This window comes from Amycolatopsis sp. cmx-11-32 (genome assembly GCF_047608695.1).
In the GTDB taxonomy this organism is placed as follows: Bacteria; Actinomycetota; Actinomycetes; order Mycobacteriales; family Pseudonocardiaceae; genus Amycolatopsis.
The window spans coordinates 751,560-778,517 of the sequence record NZ_JADNQN010000001.1 but is presented as its reverse complement, the minus strand read 5'-3'; the positions used below and the strand labels follow the sequence as shown (position 1 = coordinate 778,517).

The 26,958-nt window shown below is 69.0% G+C and carries 31 protein-coding genes and 1 pseudogene; 17 read left to right on the top strand and 15 right to left on the bottom strand.

Annotation, left to right across the window (positions count from 1 at the left end; translation table 11 throughout):
• Window positions 1-109 precede the first annotated feature (109 nt).
• From ACM6LR_RS03900 to ACM6LR_RS03890, 3 genes are read right to left on the bottom strand one after another with little or no spacing between them, the layout of a single operon-like run.
• Entirely contained in the window at window positions 110-985 is an 876-nt protein-coding gene (locus ACM6LR_RS03900; RefSeq protein ID WP_414943155.1) for an oxygenase MpaB family protein, read from the bottom strand.
• The gene (locus tag ACM6LR_RS03895) at window positions 982-1,530 is read right to left on the bottom strand and encodes a TetR/AcrR family transcriptional regulator (protein WP_414937077.1); all 549 of its coding nucleotides are present in this window, start codon (window positions 1,528-1,530) and stop codon (window positions 982-984) included. The genes ACM6LR_RS03900 and ACM6LR_RS03895 overlap by 4 nt, the downstream gene beginning before the upstream one ends.
• On the bottom strand, window positions 1,527-2,909 hold the full coding sequence (locus ACM6LR_RS03890) for an amidase (protein ID WP_414943154.1): 1,383 nt from the start codon (window positions 2,907-2,909) through the stop codon (window positions 1,527-1,529). Before ACM6LR_RS03890 ends, ACM6LR_RS03895 begins: the two co-directional genes overlap by 4 nt.
• Before the next feature lie 74 nt (window positions 2,910-2,983).
• Here ACM6LR_RS03890 and ACM6LR_RS03885 point away from each other — a divergent pair, with 74 nt between their 5' ends.
• Complete coding sequence (locus ACM6LR_RS03885; RefSeq protein ID WP_414943153.1) at window positions 2,984-3,988, top strand: D-cysteine desulfhydrase family protein; 1,005 nt, start codon at window positions 2,984-2,986, stop codon at window positions 3,986-3,988.
• Between the two features lie 81 nt (window positions 3,989-4,069).
• On the opposite strand, the pseudogene ACM6LR_RS03880 reads toward ACM6LR_RS03885, so the two are convergent.
• Together ACM6LR_RS03880 and ACM6LR_RS03875 are read right to left on the bottom strand one after the other, a co-directional pair.
• Window positions 4,070-4,537 (bottom strand): annotated as a pseudogene (locus ACM6LR_RS03880) (DUF998 domain-containing protein); the annotation flags it as partial.
• Between the two features lie 134 nt (window positions 4,538-4,671).
• Window positions 4,672-5,445 (bottom strand): hypothetical protein, encoded by a 774-nt coding sequence (locus tag ACM6LR_RS03875; RefSeq protein ID WP_414943152.1) that lies wholly within the window; start codon window positions 5,443-5,445, stop codon window positions 4,672-4,674.
• A 61-nt stretch (window positions 5,446-5,506) separates the two neighbouring features.
• On the opposite strand from ACM6LR_RS03875, the gene ACM6LR_RS03870 reads away from it, so the two are divergent.
• Together ACM6LR_RS03870 and ACM6LR_RS03865 are read left to right on the top strand one after the other, a co-directional pair.
• Entirely contained in the window at window positions 5,507-5,716 is a 210-nt protein-coding gene (locus ACM6LR_RS03870; RefSeq protein ID WP_004559389.1) for a sigma factor-like helix-turn-helix DNA-binding protein, read from the top strand.
• Window positions 5,716-6,240, top strand: coding sequence for a Clp protease N-terminal domain-containing protein (locus ACM6LR_RS03865; RefSeq protein WP_414943151.1), 525 nt, complete (start codon window positions 5,716-5,718; stop codon window positions 6,238-6,240). The genes ACM6LR_RS03870 and ACM6LR_RS03865 overlap by 1 nt, the downstream gene beginning before the upstream one ends.
• A 79-nt stretch (window positions 6,241-6,319) precedes the next feature.
• On the opposite strand, the gene ACM6LR_RS03860 is transcribed toward ACM6LR_RS03865, so the two are convergent.
• The gene (locus tag ACM6LR_RS03860) at window positions 6,320-6,952 is read right to left on the bottom strand and encodes a YczE/YyaS/YitT family protein (RefSeq protein WP_414943150.1); all 633 of its coding nucleotides are present in this window, start codon (window positions 6,950-6,952) and stop codon (window positions 6,320-6,322) included.
• Between the two features lie 61 nt (window positions 6,953-7,013).
• Between ACM6LR_RS03860 and ACM6LR_RS03855 the strand changes: the two genes are divergently transcribed.
• Window positions 7,014-8,468 carry a PLP-dependent aminotransferase family protein gene (locus tag ACM6LR_RS03855; protein WP_414943149.1) on the top strand — a complete coding sequence of 485 codons (1,455 nt, stop codon included), beginning with the start codon at window positions 7,014-7,016 and terminating at the stop codon, window positions 8,466-8,468.
• A 518-nt stretch (window positions 8,469-8,986) separates the two neighbouring features.
• Here ACM6LR_RS03855 and ACM6LR_RS03850 read toward each other — a convergent pair.
• The gene (locus tag ACM6LR_RS03850) at window positions 8,987-10,057 is read right to left on the bottom strand and encodes a hypothetical protein (protein ID WP_414936128.1); all 1,071 of its coding nucleotides are present in this window, start codon (window positions 10,055-10,057) and stop codon (window positions 8,987-8,989) included.
• Window positions 10,058-10,422: 365 nt separating this feature from the next.
• On the opposite strand from ACM6LR_RS03850, the gene ACM6LR_RS03845 reads away from it, so the two are divergent.
• Entirely contained in the window at window positions 10,423-10,896 is a 474-nt protein-coding gene (locus tag ACM6LR_RS03845) for an RNA polymerase sigma factor (RefSeq protein WP_414936127.1), read from the top strand.
• Between the two features lie 15 nt (window positions 10,897-10,911).
• Here ACM6LR_RS03845 and ACM6LR_RS03840 read toward each other — a convergent pair whose 3' ends face one another.
• A complete protein-coding gene (locus ACM6LR_RS03840) occupies window positions 10,912-12,075 on the bottom strand; it encodes a pyridoxal phosphate-dependent aminotransferase (protein WP_414936126.1) in 1,164 nt (387 codons plus the stop codon).
• A gap of 29 nt (window positions 12,076-12,104) precedes the next feature.
• Between ACM6LR_RS03840 and ACM6LR_RS03835 the strand changes: the two genes are divergently transcribed.
• Window positions 12,105-13,403 (top strand): DUF445 domain-containing protein, encoded by a 1,299-nt coding sequence (locus ACM6LR_RS03835; protein WP_414936125.1) that lies wholly within the window; start codon window positions 12,105-12,107, stop codon window positions 13,401-13,403.
• A gap of 248 nt (window positions 13,404-13,651) precedes the next feature.
• On the opposite strand, the gene ACM6LR_RS03830 is transcribed toward ACM6LR_RS03835, so the two are convergent.
• Window positions 13,652-14,152 (bottom strand): CGNR zinc finger domain-containing protein, encoded by a 501-nt coding sequence (locus tag ACM6LR_RS03830; RefSeq protein WP_414936124.1) that lies wholly within the window; start codon window positions 14,150-14,152, stop codon window positions 13,652-13,654.
• A gap of 60 nt (window positions 14,153-14,212) precedes the next feature.
• Between ACM6LR_RS03830 and ACM6LR_RS03825 the strand changes: the two genes are divergently transcribed.
• Genes ACM6LR_RS03825 through ACM6LR_RS03815 form a run of 3 tightly spaced genes read left to right on the top strand, consistent with a single transcriptional unit; the run spans window position 14,213 to window position 15,627 of the window.
• Window positions 14,213-14,581 (top strand): VOC family protein, encoded by a 369-nt coding sequence (locus tag ACM6LR_RS03825; RefSeq protein ID WP_414936123.1) that lies wholly within the window; start codon window positions 14,213-14,215, stop codon window positions 14,579-14,581.
• 33 nt (window positions 14,582-14,614) lie between these two features.
• Window positions 14,615-14,992 (top strand): zf-TFIIB domain-containing protein, encoded by a 378-nt coding sequence (locus ACM6LR_RS03820; RefSeq protein ID WP_414936122.1) that lies wholly within the window; start codon window positions 14,615-14,617, stop codon window positions 14,990-14,992.
• Window positions 14,993-14,994: 2 nt separating this feature from the next.
• Window positions 14,995-15,627: an AAA family ATPase gene (locus tag ACM6LR_RS03815; RefSeq protein WP_414943148.1), complete on the top strand. Its 633-nt coding sequence runs from the start codon at window positions 14,995-14,997 to the stop codon at window positions 15,625-15,627.
• On the opposite strand, the gene ACM6LR_RS03810 is transcribed toward ACM6LR_RS03815, so the two are convergent.
• A complete protein-coding gene (locus ACM6LR_RS03810) occupies window positions 15,616-16,746 on the bottom strand; it encodes a methyltransferase domain-containing protein (RefSeq protein ID WP_414943147.1) in 1,131 nt (376 codons plus the stop codon). The genes ACM6LR_RS03815 and ACM6LR_RS03810 overlap by 12 nt on opposite strands.
• A gap of 151 nt (window positions 16,747-16,897) precedes the next feature.
• On the opposite strand from ACM6LR_RS03810, the gene ACM6LR_RS03805 reads away from it, so the two are divergent.
• The 5 genes from ACM6LR_RS03805 (at window position 16,898) to ACM6LR_RS03785 (ending at window position 20,351) form a co-directional block, all read left to right on the top strand.
• Complete coding sequence (locus ACM6LR_RS03805) at window positions 16,898-17,320, top strand: helix-turn-helix domain-containing protein (RefSeq protein WP_414937076.1); 423 nt, start codon at window positions 16,898-16,900, stop codon at window positions 17,318-17,320.
• Window positions 17,317-17,964, top strand: coding sequence for a hypothetical protein (locus tag ACM6LR_RS03800; protein ID WP_414936119.1), 648 nt, complete (start codon window positions 17,317-17,319; stop codon window positions 17,962-17,964). Before ACM6LR_RS03805 ends, ACM6LR_RS03800 begins: the two co-directional genes overlap by 4 nt.
• 85 nt (window positions 17,965-18,049) lie before the next feature.
• Window positions 18,050-18,343, top strand: coding sequence for a DUF2516 family protein (locus tag ACM6LR_RS03795; RefSeq protein ID WP_414936118.1), 294 nt, complete (start codon window positions 18,050-18,052; stop codon window positions 18,341-18,343).
• A 35-nt stretch (window positions 18,344-18,378) separates the two neighbouring features.
• Complete coding sequence (locus ACM6LR_RS03790) at window positions 18,379-18,933, top strand: YbaK/EbsC family protein (protein ID WP_414936117.1); 555 nt, start codon at window positions 18,379-18,381, stop codon at window positions 18,931-18,933.
• On the top strand, window positions 18,930-20,351 hold the full coding sequence (locus tag ACM6LR_RS03785) for an aromatic amino acid lyase (RefSeq protein WP_414943146.1): 1,422 nt from the start codon (window positions 18,930-18,932) through the stop codon (window positions 20,349-20,351). The genes ACM6LR_RS03790 and ACM6LR_RS03785 overlap by 4 nt, the downstream gene beginning before the upstream one ends.
• A gap of 8 nt (window positions 20,352-20,359) precedes the next feature.
• On the opposite strand, the gene ACM6LR_RS03780 is transcribed toward ACM6LR_RS03785, so the two are convergent.
• Together ACM6LR_RS03780 and ACM6LR_RS03775 are read right to left on the bottom strand one after the other, a co-directional pair.
• A complete protein-coding gene (locus ACM6LR_RS03780) occupies window positions 20,360-21,076 on the bottom strand; it encodes an ABC transporter permease (RefSeq protein ID WP_414936115.1) in 717 nt (238 codons plus the stop codon).
• Window positions 21,073-21,759 carry an ABC transporter permease gene (locus ACM6LR_RS03775; protein ID WP_414937075.1) on the bottom strand — a complete coding sequence of 229 codons (687 nt, stop codon included), beginning with the start codon at window positions 21,757-21,759 and terminating at the stop codon, window positions 21,073-21,075. Before ACM6LR_RS03775 ends, ACM6LR_RS03780 begins: the two co-directional genes overlap by 4 nt.
• Before the next feature lie 175 nt (window positions 21,760-21,934).
• Between ACM6LR_RS03775 and ACM6LR_RS03770 the strand changes: the two genes are divergently transcribed.
• From ACM6LR_RS03770 to ACM6LR_RS03760, 3 genes are all read left to right on the top strand, one after another.
• Window positions 21,935-22,831 (top strand): ABC transporter substrate-binding protein, encoded by an 897-nt coding sequence (locus tag ACM6LR_RS03770; protein ID WP_414937074.1) that lies wholly within the window; start codon window positions 21,935-21,937, stop codon window positions 22,829-22,831.
• A 298-nt stretch (window positions 22,832-23,129) separates the two neighbouring features.
• On the top strand, window positions 23,130-23,564 hold the full coding sequence (locus tag ACM6LR_RS03765; RefSeq protein WP_414936114.1) for an SRPBCC family protein: 435 nt from the start codon (window positions 23,130-23,132) through the stop codon (window positions 23,562-23,564).
• 104 nt (window positions 23,565-23,668) lie between these two features.
• Window positions 23,669-24,667, top strand: a complete 999-nt coding sequence (locus tag ACM6LR_RS03760) for an NADP-dependent oxidoreductase (RefSeq protein WP_414936113.1) — start codon at window positions 23,669-23,671, stop codon at window positions 24,665-24,667.
• Between the two features lie 68 nt (window positions 24,668-24,735).
• Here ACM6LR_RS03760 and ACM6LR_RS03755 read toward each other — a convergent pair whose 3' ends face one another.
• From ACM6LR_RS03755 to ACM6LR_RS03745, 3 genes are read right to left on the bottom strand one after another with little or no spacing between them, the layout of a single operon-like run.
• Window positions 24,736-25,365, bottom strand: coding sequence for a pyridoxamine 5'-phosphate oxidase family protein (locus tag ACM6LR_RS03755; RefSeq protein WP_414936112.1), 630 nt, complete (start codon window positions 25,363-25,365; stop codon window positions 24,736-24,738).
• Window positions 25,366-25,380: 15 nt separating this feature from the next.
• Window positions 25,381-26,265, bottom strand: coding sequence for a formyltetrahydrofolate deformylase (purU, locus tag ACM6LR_RS03750; RefSeq protein ID WP_414943145.1), 885 nt, complete (start codon window positions 26,263-26,265; stop codon window positions 25,381-25,383).
• The gene (locus ACM6LR_RS03745; RefSeq protein ID WP_414943144.1) at window positions 26,243-26,902 is read right to left on the bottom strand and encodes a DedA family protein; all 660 of its coding nucleotides are present in this window, start codon (window positions 26,900-26,902) and stop codon (window positions 26,243-26,245) included. Before ACM6LR_RS03745 ends, purU begins: the two co-directional genes overlap by 23 nt.
• Between the last annotated feature and the right edge of the window lie 56 nt (window positions 26,903-26,958).

The window sequence follows — 26,958 nt, the reverse complement described above, 5'->3', positions numbered from 1 at the left end:
CCGTACAGGGGACCAGCACCCTTACTCCGGTGGGGGCTGAAGGGGACTTTCCCCGCATGCGATGCGGGGAAAGCGCCCTTCGCCTCGTCTTATGCGGGGAAAGCGTCCTTCAGCCCCCACTGGGCCCGCCACTGCCACCCAGGAAACGGTACGCGCGTGGATGGGCGCGGAACCAGACGTTGAGCCTGCCGATCCGGCGGACGAGCGACGAACGCAACGTCGTCGGCACCAGCCCGCCGAAGAACCTGACCACCGAGCGGAACCGGTCGAACCGGCGCCGGTCCCGATCAGTCCACTGTAGACCGATCCGGTCACGCAGCGCGGGCGGAAGGGTGCCCCGGATGACGAACATCTGCGCCAGGTACTGCCATCGCCGCAACCGGATCCAGCGTTGGTCGGGCAGCCACCGCCACGGCTTCTTCACCGTCCGGATCGTTTCGAACAACGTCGAAATCGTCTCGTTCGGGCCGAAGTCGTCGACCATATCCGCGTAGTACCGCTCGAATTCCGCCCACGTCGGCGGCAGGTCCTGCTCGCGCAGGCCGAGAAGCCGTCCGATGTCGCACATCTGCGCGTAGTACTCGTCCAGTTCGGAAGGCGTCATCGGCTTGCCGTAGAACCGTTGCGTGTCAACGGGAACCATGACGAGCGTGGCGTGCACCCAGGCGTACGCGCGCGGGTGCAGCGCGCTGTACCGGCGGCCGTCGGCGTCGACGCCGGTGAACGACCGGTGCAGCGCGCGCAACCGGTCGGCCTCGTACCTGGCGCCTTCCGGGCCGCCGTAGACGTAGATGGACAGCGACGCGGCCGTGCGCACCAGCCGTGTCCACGGATCCTCGATGTAGTCGGAATGATCGCGGACCCCCGCGGCGACCACCGGATGCGCGACCTGCAGCACCAGCACCTGCCCGGCCAGCAGCCCGGCCCGGAAGTCCCCGAAGTACTTCCACGCCGCCGTCCCCTTGACGATCGGCGGACCGCTCATGACGCGCCGCGGATGAGCATCATCAGGGGCAGGGCCACCGGAACGCCGTCGTCACCCGTGGCGAGCCTGCGCAACTGCAGTCCGGCGATCAACGCCACGACCGGACCGGTCAGCCGTTCCGGCGAGGGGACGCCCAGCGTCCGCAGGATGACCAGCGCGAGTTCGTCGTAGGCGGCGAAACACCGCGCGGCCGCGTCCTGGAGTCCGGAATCACGCGCGGCCTGCAGATACAGCTCGTGCGCGCCGAGTTCGTCGGTGCCGAAGGGCAATTTCGCGATCACCTGCTCGACGACCGACGCCGCTTCTTCGACGCTCAAGCCCTTCTCCCGGTAGGCGTCGACGAACCCCGTCAGCTTCGAGGTCTCCTCCTCGGCGAACAGCAGCATCGCCTCGCGCAGCAACGCGGTCTGGCTGGGGAAGTGATAGGTCAGCGTGCCGAGCGAGACGTCGGCGGCGGTCGCGATCCGGCGGTTGGTCAGCCCGCCGACGCCCTGTTCCCCGACCACCTCGAGCGTGGCGTGGAGAATCGTCACGCGGGTGTTCACCAAGCGGTCTCGGGTTTGCGGTCCTGCCACCGTTCGACCTCTTCCAGTTGCGCGGCCAGGGAGATCAGCCGTTCTTCGGAGTGCGACGGGCCGAGCAGCTGCCCGCCGAGTGGCAGGCCTTCCTGGCTCGGCCCGGCAGGCACGTTGACCCCCGGCCAGCCCAGCACGTTCCACGGCCAAGCGTAAGGGCACGCGGCGATCATGGCCTGATCGGTCTGCCAGCCGGTGAGCTCGTCGAAGGTGCCGATCCGCGGCGGCGGCGTCGCGGTGGTCGGCGTGAGCAGGACGTCCACCCGGCCGAACACCGAGCCGATCTGTCGCTGCAGCAACGGTTCCGTGGCCCGCGCGAGCCGCAGCGCCGGACCGGCGAGCGCTGAGCCTTGCCGCGCGTTGGCCCGCGTGCGCGGGTCGAGCCGGGCCTGATCCGGGACGCGACGGGACCAGTCACGCACGCCGACGAGCGAACGCGGCAGGAAGGTGAGGCCGATCAGCCGGTAGTCCGGTTCGACCTCGACGATCTCGTGGCCGAGTTCGGCGAACCGCTCCGCGAGCCGGACGACGGCCGCGTGCGCTTGCGGGTCGAGCCGGGTTTTCGTGGCGGTGAAAGGGATCCGCGTGGACAGCCCGATGCGCATCCGGCCCGGTTCGCGGCGGGCGGCCGCCTGGAACGCGGTCCCGGTCCCGGCCGCGACGTCGAGCAGCAGGGCCGCGTCGGCGACGGTGCGCGCGAGCGGGCCGACCACGGTCAGCCCGTGGAACAGTTCACGTTCGGTCGGGACGCGGCCCCGCTGCGGTTTGATCCCGACCAGATCGGTCCACGCGGCCGGGATCCGGATCGACCCGGCCCCGTCGGAACCCAGCGCGGCGGCGATCACCCCCGACGCGATGGCCGCCGCCGCGCCGCCTGAGGAACCGCCAGGAGTCCGCTCGGGATCCCACGGATTGCGGGTCGCGCCGAACGCCGGGCCTTCGGTGAAGGGCCACTGGCCGAGTTCCGGAGTGTTGGTCTTGCCGATGAGTACCGCACCTGCCCGGCGGAGTGCCGCGACGGGCGGGGAGTCCGCCGTCGCGGGGGAGAAGTCGCCGTCGCAGCCGAACGCCGTCGGCAGGCCGGTGACGTCGAGGTCGTCTTTGATCGCGGTGGGGACGCCGAGCAGGGGAGCGGTTTCACCGGCGGCCAGCCGCCGGTCGGCGTCCTCGGCCTCGCGAAGGGCTTCTTCGGGGCGAAGGCACTTGAAGGAGTTGAGAGTCGGCTGGCTGGCTTCGGCTCTGTCGAGCGCCAAGCGCGTGAGCTCGACAGACGTCGTGGTCCCGCTGGCGAGCATCGAGGCCTGTTCGGCGAGGCCGGTGAACGCGAGGTCCGGTTTCGAGGTGGTCATGACTCCCCCTGCGTATCTCGTTCGTTCAAACGAACGATACCACCGTGTGGCCTCGGTGTGGTTACGTGACCTGCATGAACTTCGATCGCTTTCCCCGCGTCGACCTCGGTGGCCTGCCGACGCCACTGCATCCGGCACCCCGGCTGGGTGAGGCACTCGGCCTGCCGAACCTGTTGCTCAAACGGGACGACGTGCATCCGCTCGGCGTGGGCGGCAACAAGCTGCGCAAACTCGAGTTCCTGCTCGGTGCGGCGATCGAGGCGGGCGTCGACACGGTGATCACCTTCGGCGCGCTGCAGACCAACCACGGTCGCCAGACCGCCGCTGCCTGCGCGAAGCTCGGGCTGCGGTGCGAACTCGTGCTCACCGCGAAGGTTCCTCGTGGCGGCGACGCGTACGAACGGTCCGGCAATGTCTTGCTCGATCACCTCTTCGGCGCGAACGTGCACGTCTGTCGCGACGGGGAGGAGACCGGCGGGACCTACGACCGGCTGATCACCGAGGCCGCGGCCGAGGGCCGCAAGGTGGCCACGTTCCCCGTCGGCGGCTCCGACGCCGTCGGGGCACTCGGGTACGTGGCGGCCGCGCACGAGATCGCCGGACAACTCGCCGACCGCGGCATCACCAAGGCGCGGCTGGTCGTTCCGCACGCCAGCGGCGGGACTTCGGCCGGGCTCATCGTCGGGACGGCGAACCTCGACTGGCTGACGCTCGACGTCGCCTGCGTCAGCCATCCGGTCGACGAGGCCCTGGACAACCTGGCCGACCTCACCACGGCGGTCTCCGTGCTGCTGGGAACTGGGCCGCCGTCACTCGAAGGTCTGCGCATCGACGACCGCGCGATCGGCCCCGGCTATGGGATCCCGACCGTCGAGACGTGGGACGCGGTTCGGCTTTTCGGCCGCACGGAAGGGATCGCGCTCGATCCCGTGTACACCGGCAAGGTGGCCGCCGCGCTGGTCGATTGGGCTGCCGAAGGCCATTTCGCGGCCGAGGAGCACGTCGTTTTCCTGCACACGGGTGGTCTGCCCGGCCTCTACGGTTACGCCCCGGAATTCACCGACACGGTGAGCCGCTGACGCGACCTTCAGCATCCCGCCGATCAGGAGCACGTGCGCCACCAGCGAAAGCCGCTGCGCGACGCCGACCGGCGCGATGTCGGTCAGCGTCCTGAAGAACGGGATATCGGACAGGCGCACGAAGATGAAGGTGAGCCCGAAGACGATCAGCCCGGCCGCGCTGCCCCAGGCCAGGCGGCCGATCTGCCGGGCCGCGGGGGTGCCGCGCAGGTTGTCGCGCAGGGTGAACCCGGCGGCGGGCAGGCTGAGGAACGCGATGAGGCACGCGTACAGATGGATCTCGCCGCTGACCGGGTCCGGGAACTCGGGGTAGCTCGCCGGGAAGATCGCGGCCGCCGCCAAGCCGAGCGACCACAGCACGAAAAGCACCTTCGTGGTGTGGCTGAGGTGGATCCCGGCGGCGGCCAGGGCGCCGAGCGCGGTGAGCGAGCCGATGGACAACGACAGCACGCTCGCGCCGAGCATGCCCGTGCCGCGATCGACGTAGGCGTAACTCGACAACGTGTCGAAGACCGGATCTCGTGAACTGATCAGGTGCAGCACGACCATCGTGGACACCGCCCAGCCGATGGCCACCGCCGACGCGATCAGCCAAGGTCTGGCACGCGAGGGCCCCCCAGGGAACGTCATGCGTCGAGTGTGCTCGCGAGACCGCGCATTTCCGATCCGGGAAGCCCCCGGTTCTACCCTGGGGCTACCCCTAACTCGACCAGTACCAGTAGCTGGTCATCGTGCCTTTTCGCCCGGGGCCAGCGGTCGCCGTCCGGGTCCGTTTTCTCCGCCGTGCGCACCGCGTCGAGTACCGCGTCCGGACCACGCTCCCGGCTGATGGCGAGCACTTCCGGCCAGTCGAACAGCGCGTACTCGTCGACACCGATCGCGACGCCGTCCGTCGCCAGCAGCAGGGCCTCGACCTCCGAGCGCGGCCAGCTGCGGCGTACGGCCTCGACAGCCGCCTTCGGTTCCGCCTCGGCGACCCAGAAGCCGTCCGGCGCGTTGCGTTTCGCGCGGACGTCGGCACCGGTGCGGAGCTGACCACCGTCGCGGAGCGAGACCAGTCTGTCGTCGGTGAGGGGATCGGCGCCCGAAGGCCCGAAGGCGATGATCGGGCTGTCGGCGAGCACCAGCCCGTCGACGGTGTCGTCCGTCCAGCGTGCGATCGCGACCGTGCTCGACGGCGAGTGTCCCGGCGCCAGACCTTCGCGGCGCGCGACGTCGGCGATCGACTCGGCTAGCAGGACCGTGAGATCCGCGTGGGGGTCCATGGTCAGCGCCTGCGACAGGGCGTGCACGAGCAGGCTCGCGTACCAGCCGCCGGACGGCAGATCCGGCCGCGGCGAGGTCGCTCCGTCGAGCACCACCACGGCGTTGGCGAGTACGGCGACGTGGTCTTCGGTCGGGCGCGATGCTCCGTCCGCGCCTACTCCGTCCCTTTCCGCCACTGCGATTTCGACCATGACAAGACCCTAACTGTCAACCGGCGTTGACACTGCCGACATGTCAACGTAGGTTGACGTCATGACCGAAGCGACAGACCTGGCCGCGCGAGCCGGTGACCGTGATCCCCGGGTGGGGTTGCGCGCCGTCGCCGCCTTGCGCCGGCTGTTGGAGCAACTCGAGGCCGTGCAGGTCCGCAGCGCGCGGGTGCACGGCTGGTCCTGGCAGGAGATCGCGGCCGAGCTGGGGGTCAGCAGGCAAGCGGTCCACAAGAAGTACGGGAGGCACTGATGTTCGAACGCTTCAGCACCGAAGCCCGAGAAGTCGTGATCGGGGCTCAGCGCGTCGCGTCGGACGAGAAGTCCGCGAACGTAGACGCGTTCCACCTGCTGACCTCGCTGTCCCTGAACACGGGCCTGCTCGCCACCTTGGGCTGCCCGGCGGAAGAACTGGCCGACGACCTCCGGCGGGTCCGCCGCCGGGGCGGGATGAGCGACGCCGATGTCGAAGCCCTGAGCGGGTTCGGCATCGACGTCGAGCACATCGTCGAACGGGTCGAGCAGACCCACGGCGAAGGCGCGCTGACCGGTGGGACGCGGAGCAAACGCGGCCACCGGCCCTTCACGCGGGAGGCGAAGAAGGTGCTGGAGAAGTGCCTTCGTGAAGCCATCGACGTCGGGGACAAGCGCATCGACGCCGAGCACATCCTGCTCGCGCTGACCTCGCTCCCCGGGGTGGCCGCCGACGTCCTCGCCCAGCGCGGCATCGACTACCTCGCCGTCCGGCGCCTGCTGGAGCGGCGCGCGGCCAGCTAGCGGGGGCTGAAGGGGACTTTCCCCGCATGTCACGTGGGGAAAGTCCCCTTCACCGCGTGAGACGCGGGGAAAGTCCCCTTCAGCTCTTGGCGCGCTCACGCCAGGTGACCAAGGGCAGGAACGCCTGCGTGAGCGGCCCGATGGCGAGCGCGTAGAGCACCGTGCCGACGCCGACGGTGCCGCCGAGCAGCCAGCCTCCGGCCAGCACGGTGATCTCGATGAGGGTCCGGACGAGGCGGATCGACTTACCCGTCCGGGCCGCGAAGCCGGTCATCAGCCCGTCGCGGGGGCCGGGGCCGAGCCGCGCGCCGACGTAGATCGCGGCGGCGAGGCCGTTGAGCACGACGCCGGCGACCAGGTTGAAGATCTGCCAGCCGAGCACGTGCTGATCGGGAAGGAAGATCCGCACCAGGTCGACGGTGACCGAGATGACCATGATGTTCGCGACGGTGCCGATACCGGGCCGCTGCCGCAGGGGGATCCAGAGCAGGAGTACCGCGACCGAAGCGAACGCGGTGACCGTGCCGAAGGAGAGACCGGTGATCTTCATCAGGCCTTCGTGGAGCACGTCCCACGGGTCGAGGCCGAGGCCGGACCTGGTCAGCATGGCCATGCTGCCGCCGTAGAGGGCGAGCCCGCCGACGAGCTGGAACGAGCGGCGGGTGGTGTCGTGGGAGATGCCCACGGGACGGAGGTCGAGTGTAAGTGCCACGAATACACCATCAGGGGTAAGTGGCTTTCTTGACCATGGCCAATCTGTAAGAATTGGTCTCATGGAACCGCTGATCCCGCTGACTGGACGCGTTTCGGGCGCAAAATTGGCCACTTTACTGGGGAGCTGGCGTCAGAGTGGTTCTCGTCACGGCGCGGCGGACCTCGCGGCGGCGGTCGAGCTGCTGATCCTCGACGGCAGGCTCCCTCTCGGCACGAAACTCCCGGCCGAACGGGAGCTCGCCGACGCACTGACGGTCAGCCGCACGCTGATCGGAGCCGCGCTGGACAAACTGCGGGCCGACGGCCTGGTCGCCAGCCGTCGCGGGGCCGGTTCCTGGATCGCGTCCCCCGGCGGCCGGGGCCGGGACGTGCCGCTGCCGACCGGGGAGGACCTCATCGACCTCGCCCAGGCCTGCCCGCCCGCCATCGCCGGCCTGGTCCCCGCCGTGGACGCCGCGCGGAAGGCGCTGGCGGACCACCTCGGCGAGAACGGCTATCACGTGCGTGGACTGCGGGTCCTGCGCGAGCGGATCGCCCGCCGCTACACCGAACGCGGCCTGCCAACCAACGCCGACCAGGTGATGATCACCAACGGGGCGCATCACGCGTTCGTGCAGGTCCTGCGCATGCTGGCCGGTCCGGGTGACCGGGTGCTGGTCGAGCAGCCGACGTACCCGAACGCGCTCGAAGCCATCGGCGCCGCGCACGCCATCGGAGTACCGGTGCCGCTGGACCCGGCCACCGGCTGGGACGTCGTCGGCATCGAAGCCGCGCTGCGGCAATCCGCGCCGAGGCTCGCGTACTTCGTCGCGGATTTCCAGAACCCGACAGGGCTGCGGCTGGACGCGGCGGGCCGGGAGCGGCTCTCGGCCGCGCTGAGCCGCGCGCGGACGCCGTCGATCATCGACGAGACACTGGTCGAACTGGACCTCGAAGGCGATCCGGCCGACGGCCCGCCGCCGCTCGGCGCGTTCGCCGGCGACCTCGGCATCACGATCGGCTCGGCGTCGAAGTCGCATTGGGCCGGGCTGCGGCTGGGCTGGATCCGCGCTTCTGAGGACGTGATCGGCAGGCTGGTCGCGGCCCGTTTCGCCGTCGACCTGGGGTCTCCGGTCTTCGAGCAACTCGTCCTCGCCGAACTGCTCGACGACGGCGGGGCCGCGTTGGCGCGCCGCCGCGAGGAGACGCGGGCCCTGCGCGACGCGTTGACCGGCGCGTTGAACTGGTACTGCCCGGACTGGACGTTCACTGTGCCGCCGGGCGGGCTTTCGCTGTGGTGCCGTCTGCCGGAGCCGATGAGCACGCGGCTGGCCGTCGCGGCGGCGGGTCACGGGGTGCAGGTGGCGCCGGGCTCCCGGTTCGGCGTCCACGGTGGACTGGAGCGCTGGCTAAGGCTGCCGTACGCGCTTCCGGCCGACCGGCTCTTCGAGGCCGTGCGACGGCTGGGCGCGGCCGCCGCTTCGGTGGCCGTTACTCCCGCCACGGCCGCCCCGCTGGCCGTCCAGGTCACCTGAGTCCCGCGTTTCGTCCTCTAGTTGCGGTAGTTCGCACCGCCAACTACCGCAACTAGAGGACGAAACGCGGAGGTGGGGAAACGGAAATAGCCGGTGCGCCGGCGGGGCGGCCGATGCTCCAGGGAGGGCATCGGCGCCGCACGACCAGCGCACCGGCTATCCGGCCCGCTCCGAGGCCGAAACCTCGCAAGCGGGCACCGCGGCGGTTACCCGGCACAGCCCCTCGACGTGCCGGGAACCGCCCGCGGTTACAGGTGGTCTTCGAGCTTGACCGGCTCCTGCTCGGCGCGGTGAGCAGAAACCCACGAAGTCCACCCGGTGCTGGTCCCGGCGCCGCAGGGGCAGCGCGGCGCCGGGGCCGGGATCCGAACCGGCCGGGCGCGGTCGGCCGTTCGGAAAGACGGGAAAACCTGACTGAGGGCAGGCTGAAAAGCGACTTGTGCCAGGGATTTCAGAAGACGCCGAAAACCGGAGTCGATCTTGGTTTGGACGTGGTTCTCCCCGGCGACCCGGTCAGGTCAGTCGGGGGAGGTGGTGGGAAGCGCGGCTTCCCTGCCGGTGCGCTCGCCTTCATGGTCGCAGCCGGTTCCAAGGAGTTTCAGCTGCGTGGCGGGGATTCCGGAGTCGAGCACGGCGAGCGGCCCGCGGCCGCCGCCGGAGTGGTCGTGCCCTGGCTGGGCGCTCGTCGTGGGCGCGAGCGGGGCGACCGGGGTGTTCGGCAGGCCACCGCCGCCGCCTCCAGAGCCGCCGCCGTCCGGGGACACGTGCGTCTCGGACTCGGCGGGCGCCGCCGGAGCGGGCCGGTCGTGGGACTTGACCCGGGTGGGCAGGGCGACGTGGTGGTTCTGGTTCTGGACGGCCGTCGCCGGAGCGGGCGTCTCGGCGGGCACGAACGGACGCGGGTCCGGGGTGATCGGCGCGGGCGTGCTCGGCGTGGTGACCTCGGCGGGCACGGCGATGGTGACCGAGCCACTCGCCGACTCACCCGAGCCGCCGCCGAAGACGGGGTCGAGGGTGTCCCCGACGCCCGGCAGGATCACCGGCTCGCCCGCATCGCAGCACGGGCCCGGCATGACGATCGGCGCGATGACCTTTTCGCCGATTCCGCCGACGACCCCGCCCACGGTTTCGACGGCGCCGCCGACCGTGTTCGTGACGATGTTCAGCACGCCACCGATGAGGCCGCCCAGTAAACCGTTGGCCGCCTGGGGCTTCGCGGTCTTTTTGACCGGTTCCAGAGAAGCGGACTTCTCGACGGAACTCGCGCTCGAAACGGCCTTTTCCTCGACGGCGGCCTCAGGCTCCTCGCTCTCTGCGGGGACGGGCTCTTCGTGCGGTGATTCGGCCTTCGAGGTACCGGCCTTGCTCGAGTCCGATGTGGACTCTTTCGGCGTAGTGGTCGTTTCGTTCGACGGCTGGACCACCGAGGTCTCCGGCGTCGCGGAAGTCTGTTCCTCGGCCGAAGCCGGGGTGCTCAGGACGGCGCCGAGGATCCAGCCCGTGAGAGCGAGCCCGCCCGCGAAGAGGATTCGCGCTCCCGCTTTCGGGGGCACGAGGCCGCGACGACGCACGACTGCCGGACCACTCACAGCAATCACCACCGTTCACGCCTGAAACCCACGTTCTCCGCGTGAGTTCGATCTTGCTTGGGGTCTTTTCCGGTCAGGTCGCAGTTCCCCCGGGGCTGCACCAGTTTTAGCACCGGAGGGGAGTGTTTCACTTCAGCCGCCGTCGATCCAGCCCGTTAGGCGGAACGACGCAACCGGCTCCGGTGCCTGGAGTACCGAAGTTGATCACTCTCGGTGTGTGCCCGGCGGTCATCCGGGCCTGGGTGGAACTACTCAAATCCTCGGTGACCTGACCTTTTCCGGATCCTCGCTGCGGTGCGTGCCGTCGAAGTCGCGTTCGGTGATCGGGATGGCGGATGCGAGCCGCCGGGAGGGGAGAGTCCGCGATGTGGGACGTGAAAGTAGTTTCGGCAGCGGTGCTCAGCGCGCTGAAGACCTACCGGCTGAGCGAAGCCGACGCCAAGGACGTCTGTCAGGAAGCCTGGCTGGAACTGCTCCGCGCGCCGGGCGTGTTGCGTGACGAAGCGAACCTCCGGGCGTGGCTGACGACCACTGCGCGGCGTCGCGCGCTCCGGATGATCACCAGGAGCAGGCGTGAAACACCGCGTCCGCTCCCGGGGCCGGACACGACCCCGGAGGCCGAGGTCGTCCGCGCCGAACGCGACCGCGCGCTGTGGGCGGCGGTCGATTGCCTACCGGACTTGCACCGGCGGCTGATCTGGCTGCTCGCGCACCGGCCGGAGCTGTCCTACGCCCAGCTCGCGGGGGAGCTGGGGATCAGTCCTGCCAGTATCGGCAGGGTGCGAAGACGGTGTCTGGACCGGCTCGAAAGGGCTCTCGAAAAGGGCGGCTGGGCCTGAGGGACATCGGACGGGTCACCGCAGTTTGCGTAAGCGGGTGACCGCTTCGTCGATGACCTCATTCCGTTTGCAGAACGCGAAACGCAGCAGGTGGTTCCACTCTTCCGGGTGATCGGTGAACACTTTTACGGGCACGGCCGCCACGCCCACCCGTTCGGGGAGCTCCCAGGCCAGTTCCGCGGCGTCGTCGAAGCCGAGCGGGCGGACGTCGACGCAGATGAAGTACGTCCCGGCGGTCGGCCGGACCGCGAACCCCGCCTCCGCGAGGCCCGCCGCGAGCCGGTCCCGTTTGCCCTGCAGGCTCGTGCGCAGCTCTTCGGCCCACGGCAGTTCGTGGTCCAGCGCGTGGGCGACCGCCGGCTGCAACGGGCCGCCCGAGACGAAGGTGATGAACTGCTTCACCGCTTTCACCGCCGCGACCAGTTCGGGGCTCGCGCAGACCCAGCCGATCTTCCAGCCGGTGCAGTTGAACGTCTTGCCCGCACTGGAGATCGAGACCGTGCGGTCTCGCATTCCGGGCAGGGTCGCGAGTGGGAAGTGTTCGGCGCCGTCGAACACCAGATGCTCGTACACCTCGTCGGTGATGGCGATCAGGTCGTGCTGCACGCACAGCGCGGCGACGGCTTCCAGTTCAGTACGCGTGAACACCGTTCCGGTCGGGTTGTGCGGCGAGTTGATCAGGATCGCCCTGGTCCGGTCGGACACCGCGGCGCGCAGGCCCTCGACGTCCAGCGCGAACCGGCCGTCGCGTTCGACAAGGCCGACGACGCGCCGCTCCGCCCCCGCCATGGCGACAGCGGCCGCGTACGAGTCGTAGTACGGCTCGATGACGATGACCTCGTCACCCGCTTGCGTCAGCGCGATCAGTGACGCCGCGATGGCCTCGGTGGCCCCGGCGGTGACCAGGATCTCCGTACCGGGGTCGTATTCGACGCCGTACCGGAGCCGGTGCCGCGCGATCGCCGCGCGCAACTCCGGCCGTCCGGGACCCGGCGGATACTGGTTGGCGCCTCCGAACAGCGCGTTCTTGGCGGCGTCGAGCATTCCGGCAGGCCCGTCGGTGTCGGGAAAACCCTGGCCGAGGTTGACGGCTTCGTGGCGGACGGCCAGTGCCGTCATCTCCGCGAAGATGGTCGAGGTGAAGGGCTGGAGGCGGGGTACGAGGACAGGTTCGCGCACGATCAGCCATCCTCACGGACAATGGGCGTGTGGAGCAACTGACGCCCGCCAAGGTGACCCCAGCCGATCCACCCGGTGGAACCGCCGCCGAGGAGGAGAAGCGCCGTGGCCTGCGCAAGATGAAGATGGTCGCGTTGTCGTTCCTGCTCGGTGCGACGGTGATCTTCCTGCTGACCAGCTGGGCCGAGGCCGCGGGCTGGCCGGGCTGGGTCGGCTACGTCCGCGCCGCCGCCGAAGCCGGGATGGTCGGCGCGCTCGCGGACTGGTTCGCGGTGACGGCGCTGTTCCGGCATCCGTTGCGGATCAAGATCCCGCACACCGCGATCATCCCGAACAAGAAGGACGCGCTGGGCAGCAGCCTCGGTGACTTCGTCGGCTCGAACTTCCTGTCCGAGTCCGTGATCCGCGAGAAGCTGAGCCGGGTCGAGATCTCGAAGCGGCTCGGCGGCTGGCTCTCGCAACCGAAGAACGCCGAACGCGTGACGTCCGAGCTGGCCACCGTCGTGCGTGCCGCCGTCAAGGTGCTCCGCGACGAAGACGTCCAGGCGATCATGGAACAGGCCGTGGTCAAGCGGATCGTGGACAAGCCGTGGGGTCCGCCGCTGGGCAAGATCCTGGCGGGCGTGTTCGCCGACGGGGCGCACCACAAGCTGGTGGACCTGATGTGCGACCGCGCCTACGAATGGGTGCGGGACAACCACACGACGATGCTGCGCGTGGTCTCGGACCGGGCACCGAGCTGGTCGCCGAAGTTCGTCGACGGGATGCTCGCGGACAAGGTCTACGGCGAGGTGCTCTCCTTCGTGTGGGCGGTGAAGACCGACGTCAACCACCCCATGCGGCTGGCGCTGGACAAGTTCCTCGGCGAGTTCGCCCAGGACTTGCAGACCGACCCCGAGGTGATGGCGCGCGCCGAGCAGGTCAAGGCCCAGATGCTGGGGCACGACGAGGTGCAGAAGCTGATCGGCTCGGCATGGGCGACGGCCAAGGAGATGCTGCTCAACGCCGCCGAGGACCCGTCGAGCGAGCTGCGGCGCCGGGTGCGCACCGGACTCGAGGCACTGGGCGGGCGGCTGGTCTCCGACGACCACATCCGGTCCAAGGTGGACAACTGGGTGGAGGGTGCGGCGGCCTACCTGGTCACCAACTACTCCCGCGAGATCACCGGGATCATCACCGACACCGTGGAGCGTTGGGACGCGGATGAGACCTCGCGCAAGATCGAGCTCCAAGTGGGCCGGGATCTGCAGTTCATCCGGATCAACGGCACGGTGGTCGGCGCGCTCGCCGGCCTGGTCATCTACGCGGTCGCGCAGCTGCTCTTTTGAGCGGCGGCACTTATACCACACTCTGGAGGCCACGCCGGGAGTTGTCCACAGGAAGTGGAGTCATCCCCAGGGTTATCCACAACATTTCACGTTTTTGGCCTAACGGTGTGCACAACACCTGGGGGTAACTCGGGGGTGGGTGACCCCAGAAGTTGTGGTCGCGGGCGGCTGAAGGGGACTTTACCCGCGTGCGATGCGGGGAAAGCGCCCTTCGCCGCGTGAGATGAGGGGAAAGTCCCCTTCAGCGCTCAGGTCGAGACGTCCGCCGTCCGCGCCCGCCAGGCCCGCGCCTTTTCCCGGTTCCCGCACGCCCGCATCGAGCACCACGTCCGCGACCGGTTGCGCGATTCGTCGTAAAACGCCCACAGGCAGTCGTCCGCGGGGCAGATCTTGAGCCGGATCCATTCGCCGAGCACGGTCAGCCGGGTCGACGCCGCCATCACCGCCTCGCTGACCGATTCCGCGACCAGGAGCGGGCCTTCCGGACCCAGGACGATCTCCGCCGGTGCGCGCAGGCCGAGCCGGGGCAGGCGCGGATCGCCGATCGCCGAGCGCAGCGCGTCCCGGGTTTCGCGCGCGGCCGCGGGGGTATCCGCGCGCAGCCGGTGATCGCGGGCCCAGCGTTGCCAGGTCTCCAGATCGTCCAGGAGGTCGGAGCCGCGTTCGACGTTCACCGTGTTCAAAAACTCGACCACCAGGGACGCGTCGGTGTTCACCCCGCCCAGTGTACGGGCGAGACCTGTTGTCATCGGCTGCGATAACCCGCATACTCGGTTCGCTGGTTACTCGATCATCGTGGAGGCTGAACCATGGGTGCGATACCGACCTTCGGTGCGGTGGCCCTCGACTGTCCGGACCCGGTCGCACTGGCGGAGTTCTACCGCGAGCTGCTCGACTGGAAGGCGGCCGAGGTCGCCGAAGACGGCCATTGGGTGACTCTGCGGAACCCGGAGGGCGGCGCGCGGTTCTCGTTCCAGCGCGTGCCGGACTATCGGCCACCCGCGTGGCCGTCGGCGGAGAACCCGCAGCAGGCGCACGTCGACCTCGACGTCACCGATCTCGAAGCCGGTCACGAGCGTGCGCTGGCCATCGGCGCGAAGCTGCTCGACGACTCCCCGAAGAGCTTCCGGGTCTACGCGGATCCGGCCGGTCACCCGTTTTGTCTGTGTGCCTGCTGACCTCGGGCGCGAAAAATGCGTAACCTCTGATACGTGATTTGTCCGAAGTGTCAGAACGCCATGAAGACCGTCGACAAGAACGGTATCCACATCGACCAGTGCCAGGGATGCCGCGGCATCTTCCTGGACCGGGGCGAGCTGGAGGCCATCGCCGGTGCCGAGAACTCGCATTACGGCGGGCATCAGCCTCCGCCGTACCAGGGAGGTGGGCACGCGCCGGCTCCGCATTACGGACGGCCGGACTCGCCGCGCCCGCATCGCGGCGGGTACGCCGACTCGCCGAAGGGCTACCGGGGTGGCGGTTACGCGGATTCGCCCAAGGGCTACCGCGGCCACGCCGACTCCCCGCACGGGTACGGCCACCAGGGCAAGCGTCGTAAGGGCGGCTTCCTCGAGGGCCTCTTCGACTGACCGTGGTCCTCGATCTCAAGATCTGCCCGGCCTGCGGTGATCGCGCCGAACGGCCACACGTCGAGAGCGGGCTGCTGGTGTGCGCGGACTGCGCGCACCGGTGGCCGTTCCGGCGGCTCCCGCTGTTCGCGCTGACCGGGCCGAGCGGGGCGGGCAAGTCGACGGTCGGGCCGCGTCTGGCGGAACGCCTCGGTGACCTTGCGCTCGTGGTCGAGCAGGACGTGCTGTGGACCGGGGCGTTGCGCGACGACGTCCCCGGCCATCCCGCGTTCCGCTCGACCTGGCTGCGAATGGCGGCGATGCTGCACCAGAACGGGCGGCCGGTCGTGCTCTGCGGCACCGTCGCACCGCCCGAGTTCGAGCAGTTGCCCGAGCGCGTCTTCTTCTCCGACATCCACTACCTGGCGCTCGTCAGCGAGCCCGAAGCCCTGCGCAAGCGCTTGCTGGCCCGGCCCGCCTGGCGCGAGTGGGACGAGGATCGGGTCGAGGAGATGCTGGAGTTCAACGAGTGGCTGCGGCGGGAAGCGCCGTCGCTGGATCCGCCGGTCGAGGTGTTCGACACCACCCACCTCCCGGTGGACGCCGCCGTCGATCGCGTGGAGACGTGGGTGCGAGGCCTGCTTTCACGGTCGTAGCGGCCAAGTCCTGCCTTCGGGGGAGTCCAGCCAGATCACCTGGTCGTCGCCGTCGAGGCTGAGCCCGAACCGGTCCCGCCACGGCTGACCGAGTTCCAGCCAGTCCTCCCGCGCCTGCTCGACCAGCTCCCAGAGCCGCCGCGGCCCGCCTTCCGCCACTTCGAACTCGCGCCCCCGCTTCCGGTGCCGCGCCCATGAGCCATCGGGGTGGACGAGGGCGGCGTTCTGGCCGTCCCGCAGCGTCGACACCCCGGGAAGCTGGAGTCCGGCGAAGAACTCGAAGCGGCTGCGGACTTCGGTGATGGCTCCCAACGGCAGCTGGGTCGGCCGCCAAGCGATATCGCCGTCCGGCAGCTTCGACGGCTTGAACCGGTGCGCGCGCAGCGGCATGAAGCGACCGTCGCGGGCGAGCACGCGCCCTTGTCCCGTCGCGCCTTCGCCCGCGACGATCCGGACGAGCCCGCCGCCGATCGGCCGGTTCAGCGTGGTGACGATCAGTCCGCCCGGCACCGTCTGTTCCAGCCACGCGGGCGGGATCGACGACACCGAGCACGTGCACAACACCCGGTCGTAGAGGACGCCGGCAGGGAATCCCTCGGCGCCGTCGGACGCGGCGCAAGACGGCGCGTACCCGGCTTCCGCGAGCCGCTCGCGCGCGGCGTCGACCAGCTCCGGGTCGATGTCCACCGTGTACACGAGCCCCGAGCCGAGCCGTTGGCACAGCAGGGCGGCGTTGTAGCCGGTCCCGGTGCCGATCTCCAGCACGCGGTGCCCGTCGGCGACCCGGAGCTCTTCGAGCATGATCGCCATGATCGACGGCTGGCTGGACGAACTCGTCGGCGTTCCCGGCTGCGTGCCGAGGTAGCGCGCCCGCTCCCAGAGCCCGGAGTCGTCGTCGAGCTGGACGACCAGGACCTCGGGGGAGTAGGCGCGCCTCAGCCAGCCGTCGTCGCCGTTCTCCATCGCGGCCCAGCCGTTCGCCGCCGGGACGAAGAACCGCGGCAGGAAGACGTGCCTCGGCACGGTGCGGAACGCGGTCGTCCAGTGCGCGTCGTGCAGCACGCCTTCGGCGAGCAGATGCTCGACGAGGCGTCGCCGCAGTCGCGTCGCACTCGACATCCCTCCACCGTAGCGGGGTGAGCGGCAACACACCCGATGGTTGCAAGCAGAGTGCTTGCAATAGCTAGCACTCGCGCGTAGCGTCGAAGATGTCGCGAGGAGGTGACCGTTGTCAGACACCACCCGGGATCAGCCCCCATCGGGCGGACCGATGGAGAAGGTCGCGGACATCGCTTCCGACATCGGCGAGTACATCCGCCAGCAGCGCAGCAACGCGAAGATCTCCTTGCGGCAGCTGTCGAAACTCGCCGGCGTGTCCAATCCGTACCTGAGCCAGATCGAGCGCGGGGTCCGCAAACCCAGCGCGGAGATCCTGCAGCAGATCGCCAAGGGCCTGCGTATCTCGGCCGAGGCGCTCTACGTGCAAGCGGGAATCCTCGATCTGCCGACGGGCGGCCCGGTCGGCGACGCGATCCGCGCCGACACCGAGCTGACCGAGCGGCAGAAGCAGGTCCTGCTCGACGTCTACGAATCGTTCCGCCGAGAGAACGCCGCCGCGAGGCCCGAACCGGCGGAAACCACAGACACAGCACCAGTCAAAGCAGAAGCCGTCGAATCCAAGGAGTCAGCATGACCACGGCCACGAACAGCAAGACCGACCGCAAGAACACCGCCCTCGACCAGTTCCGCACGCCGCTGCTCGCCGCGCTGGGCGCCGGGAACCTGGCCAGCCAGGCCGTCGTCGACGCCGTGAACAAGGCCAAGGAGAAGGTCGTCGAGAGCGGCGAGACCGCTCGCAAGAACATCGAAGAACTCCCCCACGACGTCGAGGGCCTCCGCGAGAAGCTGGACCCGACCGAGCTGCGCAAGGTCATCGACGAGTACACCGAAGCCGCGCTGAAGCTGTACAACAAGCTGGCCGAGTCCGGCGAGCAGGCGTGGGACAAGATCGCCGGGCAGCCGCAGGTCAAGAAGGCCATCGAGCAGCTCGAGGACGCGACCTCGGACACCCGTGAGCGCATCGACACCGTGCTCGGCAAGGTCACCAAGAGCACCCGCTCGGTGGGCGAGAAGGCCGCCCGCAAGGTCTCCGATGTCGCCGTCGACATCGCCGGTGAGGTCGAAGAGATCGGCGACGACCTCGCGCACGAGACCCGCTCGGCTTCGCGCAAGGCCGCCGACAAGACCGCGCCGAAGACCACGGCCCCCGTGCGCCGCACCACCAGCAGCCCGGTCGCCAAGAAGCCGGCCACCGCGCCGAAGACGACCGAGAAGTAAGGTCCGCGTGAACTCGCACGCCCCTGGTACCGGCTTCGGTACCAGGGGCCCGGGTCATTCGCCCGGTTTGACGTAAGCTGACTTCGTGTTCGTTGCCACCTGGATCCTCATCGCCATCCACTGGGGCGGCGCACTGACGGGGCTGTTCGCTTTCGTGCACGCGCTGCTGCAGCGCGCGGACGCGTATTCGGCCGCCGACCGCAAGACCAAACCCATCTGGATGCTCATCACCGGCGGGTCCACCGTCGTGATGACCCTCTTCGAGTTCTACGGCGGCGGCATGATCCTGTGGCTGCCCGCGCTCGTCGCGGTCCTGGTCTACCTGGTGGACGTCCGCCCGAAGCTCATCGAGGTCCAACGCGGCGGCCGTAACTGGTGACGGAGACGCCGCGCGTCGCGGCTACATTCAACGGCGTGACTACCTGGACCATCGCCGGAAGCCTCACCGTCGTTCCCGCCCTCTCGCGCACGGACCTGCTCGCCGAGCCCGTCGCCAAAGCACTCGCCTCCCTCGCTGATCCGGACGCCGTCGGCGTCGTCGAGATCGACGCCGGACTGGCCGACACCGCCGCCTTCTGCGAGGCGTACGGCTCCCCGCTGTCGGCGTCCGCGAACTGCGTCGTCGTCGCAGGCAAGCGCGCCGGTGAGGTCCGGTTCGCCGCCGCGATGATCCTCGCCACCACGCGAGCCGACGTGAACGGCGTGATCAAGCGCCGCCTCGACGTGCGCAAGGCGTCCTTCGCCCCGATGGACGAGGCCGTCTCGCTCACCGGTATGGAGTACGGCGGCATCACCCCGGTCGGCCTGCCCGAGGGCTGGCCGATCCTGATCGACCAGCGCGTCGCGGACGAACCCGAACTGGTCATCGGCAGCGGGGTCCGCGGCGGCAAACTGCTGATCTCGGGCTCGACTCTCGCCTCCCTGCCCGGCGCCGAGGTCATCGAAGGTCTCGCGCGCCCCGTCGAGTGAGACTGTCCACGAAGGACTTCGACTTGGACTCGGCGTTCGAGGCTGAAGTTCTCGAGATCGACCCCGCTCTGCTGGCGAGGCTCGGTGAGAATCGCGCCCGAGTCCTCGCCGCGCTGGACGAGCGACCCGTCTACGGCGTGAACACCGGCATGGGACGGCTCGCCGGGGTCGCGCTCGGCACGCCCGAAGGGCACCAGCGGACTCTGCTGATCGGCCGTGCCGTCGGCGGTCCGCCCTGGCTCTCGGCCGACGAGGTGCGCCGGCTCCTGCTGATGCGCCTACGGGATCTCCTCGCGCCGGAGGCGGGTGCGAGCCCGGAGCTGGTGACGTTCCTCGTCGACCGGCTGAACGAGGGATTCACCCCGGCCGTGCCGAGGACGGGACTGGGCAGCGCTGGCGAGATCATCCCGCTGGCGCACGCTTTCCAGACCTTCCTCGGTGTCGGGACCGTGCTGGTCGACGGCGTCGAGACGCCCGCGTCGGAAGTGCTGGCGAGGCCGTACGAGCTGGGCCTCAAGGAAGGCGCGACGCTCATCCAGGGTTCGCCACTGGCCGAGACGCTGGCGGCTTTCGCACTGGCCGGGGTACGGCGGCTGGTGGAGCTGCAGACGCTGACCGCGGCGATCGCGATCGACGTCCTCGGTGCGCCGCAAGCGGTCTATCGCCCTTCGCTGGCGGGAGACGATCAGGTTCTCCGTGCGGTGCTTCTCGAAGTGAGCGGGCTGATCCACGGTTCCGTCGAACGGCCGGAGGTCGTGCAGGCACCCGCTTCCGTACGGGTCGCGCCGAGGGCGATCGCCCATCTGACACGGGTCGCCGACGAACTGGGCGAGGTCCTGCTCAGGTCGATGCCGACGGACTCGCCGTCGTTCCTGGACGGCGAATTCGTGTCCACGACGGGTTTTCACGCCGTCGAACTCGGACTGCGGATGGACGCGGTGACGGCGGCGCTGGTGCATCTCGGCGAGGTCGGCGTCCAGCGGATGCACCGGTTGCTGGACGAGCGGTTCAGTGGACTGCCCGCCCAGCTGGCGGTGGATCCGGGGCCGCAGGCGGGGCTGGTGCCGCTGCACAAACGCGCGGTGGGGGAGCTGCACGCGTTGCGGCGGCTGGCCACGCCGGCCACCTTGGGCTCCGTCGAAACTTCCGCCGGACAGGAGGACGTGCAGGCGTTCGCCTGGGCGGCCGGGAATCAGCTTCGTGACGCGTGCGCGCGGATGTCCGTTATCACGGCCTGTGAGCTGATCGCGGGTTCGCAGGCGCGGTGGCTGGCGACAGGTGACGGGCCGCCCGGCCTTCGGGCGGCGTACGCGCGGATCCGGGAATTGGTGCCGCCAGTGACCGCGGATCGGTCCTTGGGGCCGGAAGTGACTGCTCTTGTCGCCGCGTTTTCCTCCTTGGGATTCGGGCCGTTCTGACGACGGGATCAGGACCGGACTTCCGCGCGGGACTGGATCGCCAGCCCGCGCGGAATCACCACTCGGGTGATGAGCGCGAAGACGGCCTCGCACGCCAAAGCCAGTACGACGACGGCGATGCCGCCCGCCAGGATCTCGCCGTGGCCCGGATCCCCGAGCGCGAAACCGTCCACAATGTACCGTCCGAGCCCGCCGCCGTCGTTGACGATCGCGCCGATCGCGACGGTCGCCACCAGTTGCAGGAACGCGACGCGGGCACCCGCGAGGATGACCGGTGACGCGAGCGGCAACTCCAGGCGCAGCATGATCTGCCACTCGCGGTAGCCGGTTCCCCGCGCGGCGTCGACGGTTTCCTGCTCCAACTGGATGACGCCCGCGTACGTGTTCGTGAACAACGGCGGCAGCGCCAAGGCGACGAGTGCGAGCATCAACGGCCAGAACGTCGTGTCGACTTCGAGCCGGGAAGCCAGGAACCAGAACAGGATCACCAGCCCGAAGCTGGGAATCGCGCGGCCGATGTTCACCGCGCTCGTCGCGAGGAACTGCGCGCGGCGGTAGTGCGCCAGCCACAACGCGGGCGGGATCGTCAGTACGGCCGAGATCACCAGAGCCAGCAACGAGAAGTGAAGATGTTCGACCGTCCGGTACGGGACGCCTTCAGGATCGCTCCAGCTCCAGCGGTTCGGTTCGCCGAACCACTCGATGGTCTGGTCGATGATGCTCATCGCGACGCCGCCTTCCGCGACCACGGCGCGAGAGCGCGCCCGCCGAGCCACAGCAGCAGATCCACCACCACGGCGAGGACCACGGAAAGCCCGACACCGACGATGATCGACGTCGGATTCGGGGTCGAGGTCTGGATCCCGTTGCGGATGAAGTACCCCAGCCCGCCCTTGCCGAGCATGGAGGTCACCGTCACGAGCCCGATCGTGGTCACCGCCGCGACGCGCAGACCCGCGATCACCACCGGCAGCGCGAGCGGCAGTTCGACCTGCCACAGTAACCGCGAACGCGTGAAACCCATGCCTATCGCGGCTTCGCGGACTTCCTTGGGCACTTGCTCGACACCCGTGACGATGTTGCGAATGAGGATCAGCAACGTGTAAGTCGCCAACGGGATGACCGCGGTGGTGAAGGACGTCAGTCCGGTGAAGGGCACCAGAACGGCGAAGGCGCCGAGACTCGGGATGACGTACAGCGAACCGGCCGTGCTCAGCGCGACGACGTAGAACCACCGGCGACGCAACGAAACCACGGAAACACCGACCGACACCACCAGTCCGATGGCGAGCGCCACCGCGGTCAGCGTGATGTGCTCACCGAGCCGATCGAGGATCTCGTCGAGATGGCGGTCCACCCACCGCCATTCGAACAGCGGCCGCCCGCCTTGGGCGGGTACGGGGAACACGGAGGAGGCTCGCACCGGCCGACCCTACCCCGTTCGGGCGGCTCGATTCCGCTCTCTGAGAGCACACGGGGCGGAACTCTCAAAATGTGGATTCTGTCGTGACCCGGGGATACTGTCCATTTCTCTGATCGAGTCATAGGAGTGTGTGCACGTGCGCTGGACACGGAATGTTCGAGTGGGCGCGGTGCTCGCCGCCGCCGTCCTCGGTATGACCGCCTGCGGGGGTGGCGACGACGCAGCGGCTCCGGCCGCGCAGGGCAAGGGCGGGGCCCCGATCGTCGTCGCCTCGTTCAACTTCACCGACAGCCTGGTCCTCGCCGAGCTGTACGCGAACGCGCTGGAGGCCAAGGGCTATCCGATCACCCGCAAGCTGAACCTCGGTTCGCGCGAGCTGATCTATCCGGCGCTGAAGTCCGGCGAATTGCAGTTCATCCCCGAGTACCAGGGCGCCGCCATCACCACCGGCTTCGGCAAGGACGCCGCGAAGGACGCGGCGGGCGAGCACGAGCAGCTCAAGAAGCTGTTCGAGGCCGACGGCATCGGCCTGCTGGACTACTCGCCGGCGGAGGACAAGAACACCTACATCGTGAAGGCCGACCTCGCCAAGGAGAAGGGCCTCGCGAAGATCAGCGACCTGTCCAAGGTCGACAACGTCATCGTCGCGGGTGGTCCGGAGTGCGAGAAGCGGCTTCCTTGCTTCAAGGGCTTCACCGACGTCTACAAGCTGAAGGCCACCTTCCAGACCGTGCAGGAAGCGGGCCCGCGTGTCGAGCAGCTGCGGTCCGGCAAGGTCACCGTCATCCCGGTCGACTCGGTGAGCCCGCTCGTCGGCGACCCGCAGTTCGTGGCGCTGGAGGATGACCTCGCCATCGTGCCGACCGAGAACGTCGTGCCCGCGGTGAACAAGAAGGTCCTCGACGAACGCGGTGCCGACTTCGCGGCCGTCGTCAACGCCGTGAGCAAGGCCCTCGACACCGTGCAGCTGCGTGAGCTGAACAAGCGCGTCGACTCGGACGGCGAGAAGCCGGGCGACGTCGCGAAGGACTGGCTGAAGGAAAAGTCCCTCATCTAGTGTCGCGTGATCCTGCAGGTCTTACCCGTGATCAGACGGCGATCTCCGGAGATCGCCGTCCAATCACGCGTAACCGCCGTCTGATCACGCGAAATCGCCGTCCGAGGAACGAAACCAAACGTCAAGCAAGCAGGGTCACGCGACACTAGCCCCACCTCAAGTGAGATGAACGGGACTTTCATTGCAAAATCTGCGATGAGAGTCCCGTTCATCTCGTTCTGGGCGGGCCGCCCGTGCCGGACGCGAGGCCCGGTGGAATCGTGGGTGCTGTCGTTGCACACGGGTGAAAGGGAATGGGATGGGAAAGGTCACGGCCATCGCGGAGCGCACCATCGAGGCGCCGGCCGACAAGGTCAGGGCGCTCGTCGCCGACTACACCGAAACCCGGCCGAAGCTGCTGACAGAGCACTACCGCGACTACGAGGTCACCGAAGGTGGCGTCGGCGCGGGCACGAAGGCGAGCTGGAAGCTTCAGGCGACGTCGAAGCGCGTGCGCGACGTGGCCGCGACGGTGACCGAGCCGTCCAAAGGCACCCTCGTCGAGACTGACGCGAACTCCAGCATGGTCACCACCTGGACCGTCCGCGAGGTGCCGGACGGCAGCCTCGTGCGGATCGAGACGAGCTGGGACGGCGCGGGCGGCATCGGCGGCTTCTTCGAGAAGACCTTCGCGCCCGGTGGCCTCAAGCGGATCTACGAGGGAGTTCTCGGCAAACTCGCCGAGGTCGTGTAGTACTCGCCACAATCGGAATGGTCGCCCCGGTTAGCCTGTTGTACCCGTCGTGAATACGGGGCGATCGCCCCGCTTGTGGTTCGCAACAGACTTGGAGTTACCTCGTGAACGCAACCGAGATCCGGCTCGCCTCCCGTCCCCACGGTGTCCCGACGCTCGAGAACTTCGAGATCGCGGACGTCGTGATCCCAGTGCCGGGCGAAGGGCAGATCCTGGTCCGCAACCAGGTGCTGAGCGTGGACCCGTACATGCGCGGCCGGATGAGCGACGCGAAATCCTACGCCGAGCCGTACGAGGTCGGCAAGGTCATGCACGGCGGCGCCGTCGGTGAAGTGCTCGAGTCCACCGTGGACGACTTCGAACCGGGCGACATCGTGCTGCACGGCCTCGGCTGGCGTTCCCACGCCGTGGTCGCCGCGAAGCACGCGGTGAAGGTGGACCCCGAGGCAGCGCCGATCACGGCGTACCTCGGCGTCCTCGGCATGACCGGGCTCACCGCGTACGCCGGACTGCTCGACGTCGCGGAGTTCAAGGAGGGCGACACCGTCTTCGTGTCCGGCGCGGCCGGCGCGGTCGGGTCCGTCGTCGGCCAGCTGGCGAAGCTGAAGGGCGCGAAGCGGGTCATCGGCAGCGCCGGCACGGACGACAAGGTCAAATGGCTGACCGACGAGCTGGGCTTCGACGCGGCGTTCAACTACAAGGACGCCCCGGTCATCGATCAGCTGCGCACGGCGGCGCCCGAGGGCATCGACGTGTACTTCGACAACGTCGGCGGTGACCACCTCGAAGCGGCCATCGACTCGATCAACCTGCACGGCCGGATGGCGATCTGCGGGATGATCTCGGTCTACAACAACACCGAACCCGCCGCGGCGCCGCGCAACCTCGCGTCGATCATCGCGAAGCGGTTCACCATGCGCGGCATGCTCGTGGGCGACCACTTCGCGCTGCAGCCGCAGTTCGTCAAGGAGGTCGCGCCGCTCGTCGCTGACGGCGAACTCAAGTACTCCGAGACCATTGTGGACGGTATCCGCAACGCGCCGCAGGCCTTCCTCGACCTGCTGGGCGGGGCGAACACCGGCAAGATGCTGGTCCGCGTCTGACCCCCGCCCGGGTGATGAACGGGACTTTCCTCGCAGAATTCGCCAGGAAAGTCCCGTTCATCACATGCTCAGTACTGCGTCGTGAGCGCGCCCTTCGTCAAATCGGCGTCGAGCTGCTCCGCCGAGATGTCCAGGTTCATCTGGTCACGGAATATCCGGCCGGCGCTCGGGATACCGGAGCGGTCCGGCCAGGTCTCCGGCTTCCACAGCGAGGACCGCAGGAACGCCTTGGCGCAGTGCAGGTACAGCTCCTGGACCTCGAGCATGATCGCCAGCCGCGGCCGTTTGCCTTTGACCACGAGGTCGTCGAAGAACGGCGCGTCCGCGACCAGTTTCGCGCGGCCGTTGATCCGGAGCGTCTCGTTCATGCCCGGCACCAGGAACAACAGCCCGGCGTGCGGGTTCTCGAGGATGTTGGTCTGGCTGTCCAGCAGCTTGTTGCCTGGCCTGTCGGCCAATACCAGCGTCTTCTCGTCGAGCACCAGCACCGAACCGGCAGGGTCGCCGCGCGGGGAGACGTCACAGGTCCCGTCGGACGACGCCGTCGCCAGCAGGTAGAACGGCGAGTGCTCGATCACCGTGCGCGCGTGCTGGTCGATCCGGGAGAGGATCTTCCCTTTGGTCGTGTCCTTGGCGTGGCCCAAGTGCTCGCGTAGCGCTTCCCGCGTCTCGATCACCGTGATCTCCGAAGTCCCCATGACCCCAGTGAACCATCAGAAGACGACGGTGCGGTTCCCGTGCACCAGAACACGGCCTTCGAGGTGCCACCGCAGCCCGCGCGCCAGCGTCACCTTTTCGATGTCGCGGCCCTTGCGGACCATGTCGTCGACCGAGTCGCCGTGGTCGACCCGGATGACGTCCTGGTCGACGATCGGGCCCGCGTCGAGGTCGGCGGTGACGTAGTGGCAGGTCGCGCCGATGAGCTTCACCCCGCGGGCGTGGGCCTGGTGGTACGGCCGCGCGCCGACGAACGACGGCAGGAAGCTGTGGTGGATGTTGAGCGCCCGTCCGGCCCAGGCCTCGCACAGCTCCGCGGGCAGGACCTGCATGAACCGGGCGAGGACGACGGCGTGCGGGTCGTGCTCGTCGACCAGTTTCCGGACCTCGGCGAACGCGGACGCCTTGGCGGCGGCGTCACCGGTGGGGAACGGGACGTGGTGGAACGGGATGCCGTGGGCGCGGGTGATGTCGCCCAGCGACGCGTGGTTGCCGATGACCGCGGCGACGTCGACGTCCAGCTCCCCGGACGCGACGCGGCCGAGAAGGTCGTAGAGGCAGTGCCCGGCCTTCGAGACGAGGATCACCGCGCGACGGCGCTCACCCGTGTCGCTGACCTGCCAATTCGACTCGGCCGAAAGTGACTTCGCGACGTCGGCGAAGCGTGTGCGCAGTTCGGCTGCGTCGAACGGGAGCGAGTCGGCGCGGACGACCTGGCGGGTGAAGAACCAGCCGGTGTCCGGGTCCGTGTGGTACGCCGCTTCGACGATCCAGCCGCCGTGCTCGGCGAGGAAACCCGAGATCCGGGCGATGATGCCGGTGCGGTCGGGGCAGCCGAAGGAGATCACGTAGCGGCGTTCAGGGTTCGACACGCACTCCATTGTCGCCGGTCTCGGCCGCGGCGCGGCGCCGGGTCAGGATGCGCACGCGGATCCGCCGCCCGACCTCGATCGCCGCGACCAGCAGCAACCCGAGTGCGAAGGACAGCAGAAGGCCCTTCTCCGGCTGGTCCGCGAAGGCCGCTCCACCGACGAGACCGATCAGGACGCTGTACACCGCCCAGATGCTCGCGCCGAGAGCGTCGAGCGGGATGAACTTGCGCGGCGGGTAGCCGAGGCTGCCGTTGGCGAGCCCGCTCGCGACGCGGCCGCCGGGCAGGTAGCGGGCGGCGAGGATCAGCGGGACGGCGTTGCGCTGCACCTGGATCTTCGCCCATTCGTAGCGCCGGATCCCGTCCGGACCGCGTTGCAGGCGCGACAGCGCTCGCGGGCCGGCCGCGGCGCCGACGGTGTAGCCGAGGCAGTCGCCGAGCCAGGCCCCGAGCGCGGCGACCGCGGCGAGCAGCGCCAGCCGCGGCGGATCCGGGCCGATCAGGACCGCGACGGTGATGACCGTCGTCTCACTCGGCATGAACGGCAGGAGTGCGTCCAACCCGGACACGAGGAACACGATCACCCACAGCCAGGGTGATCCCAGCGAGCCCCGAAGCAGCTCGGTGACGTACTCCAGCAGTTCCACGGTCCCATGGTGATCACCGCAGGTCGCTTTGGGGTGACGGAGCGGGGTTCGGCCGA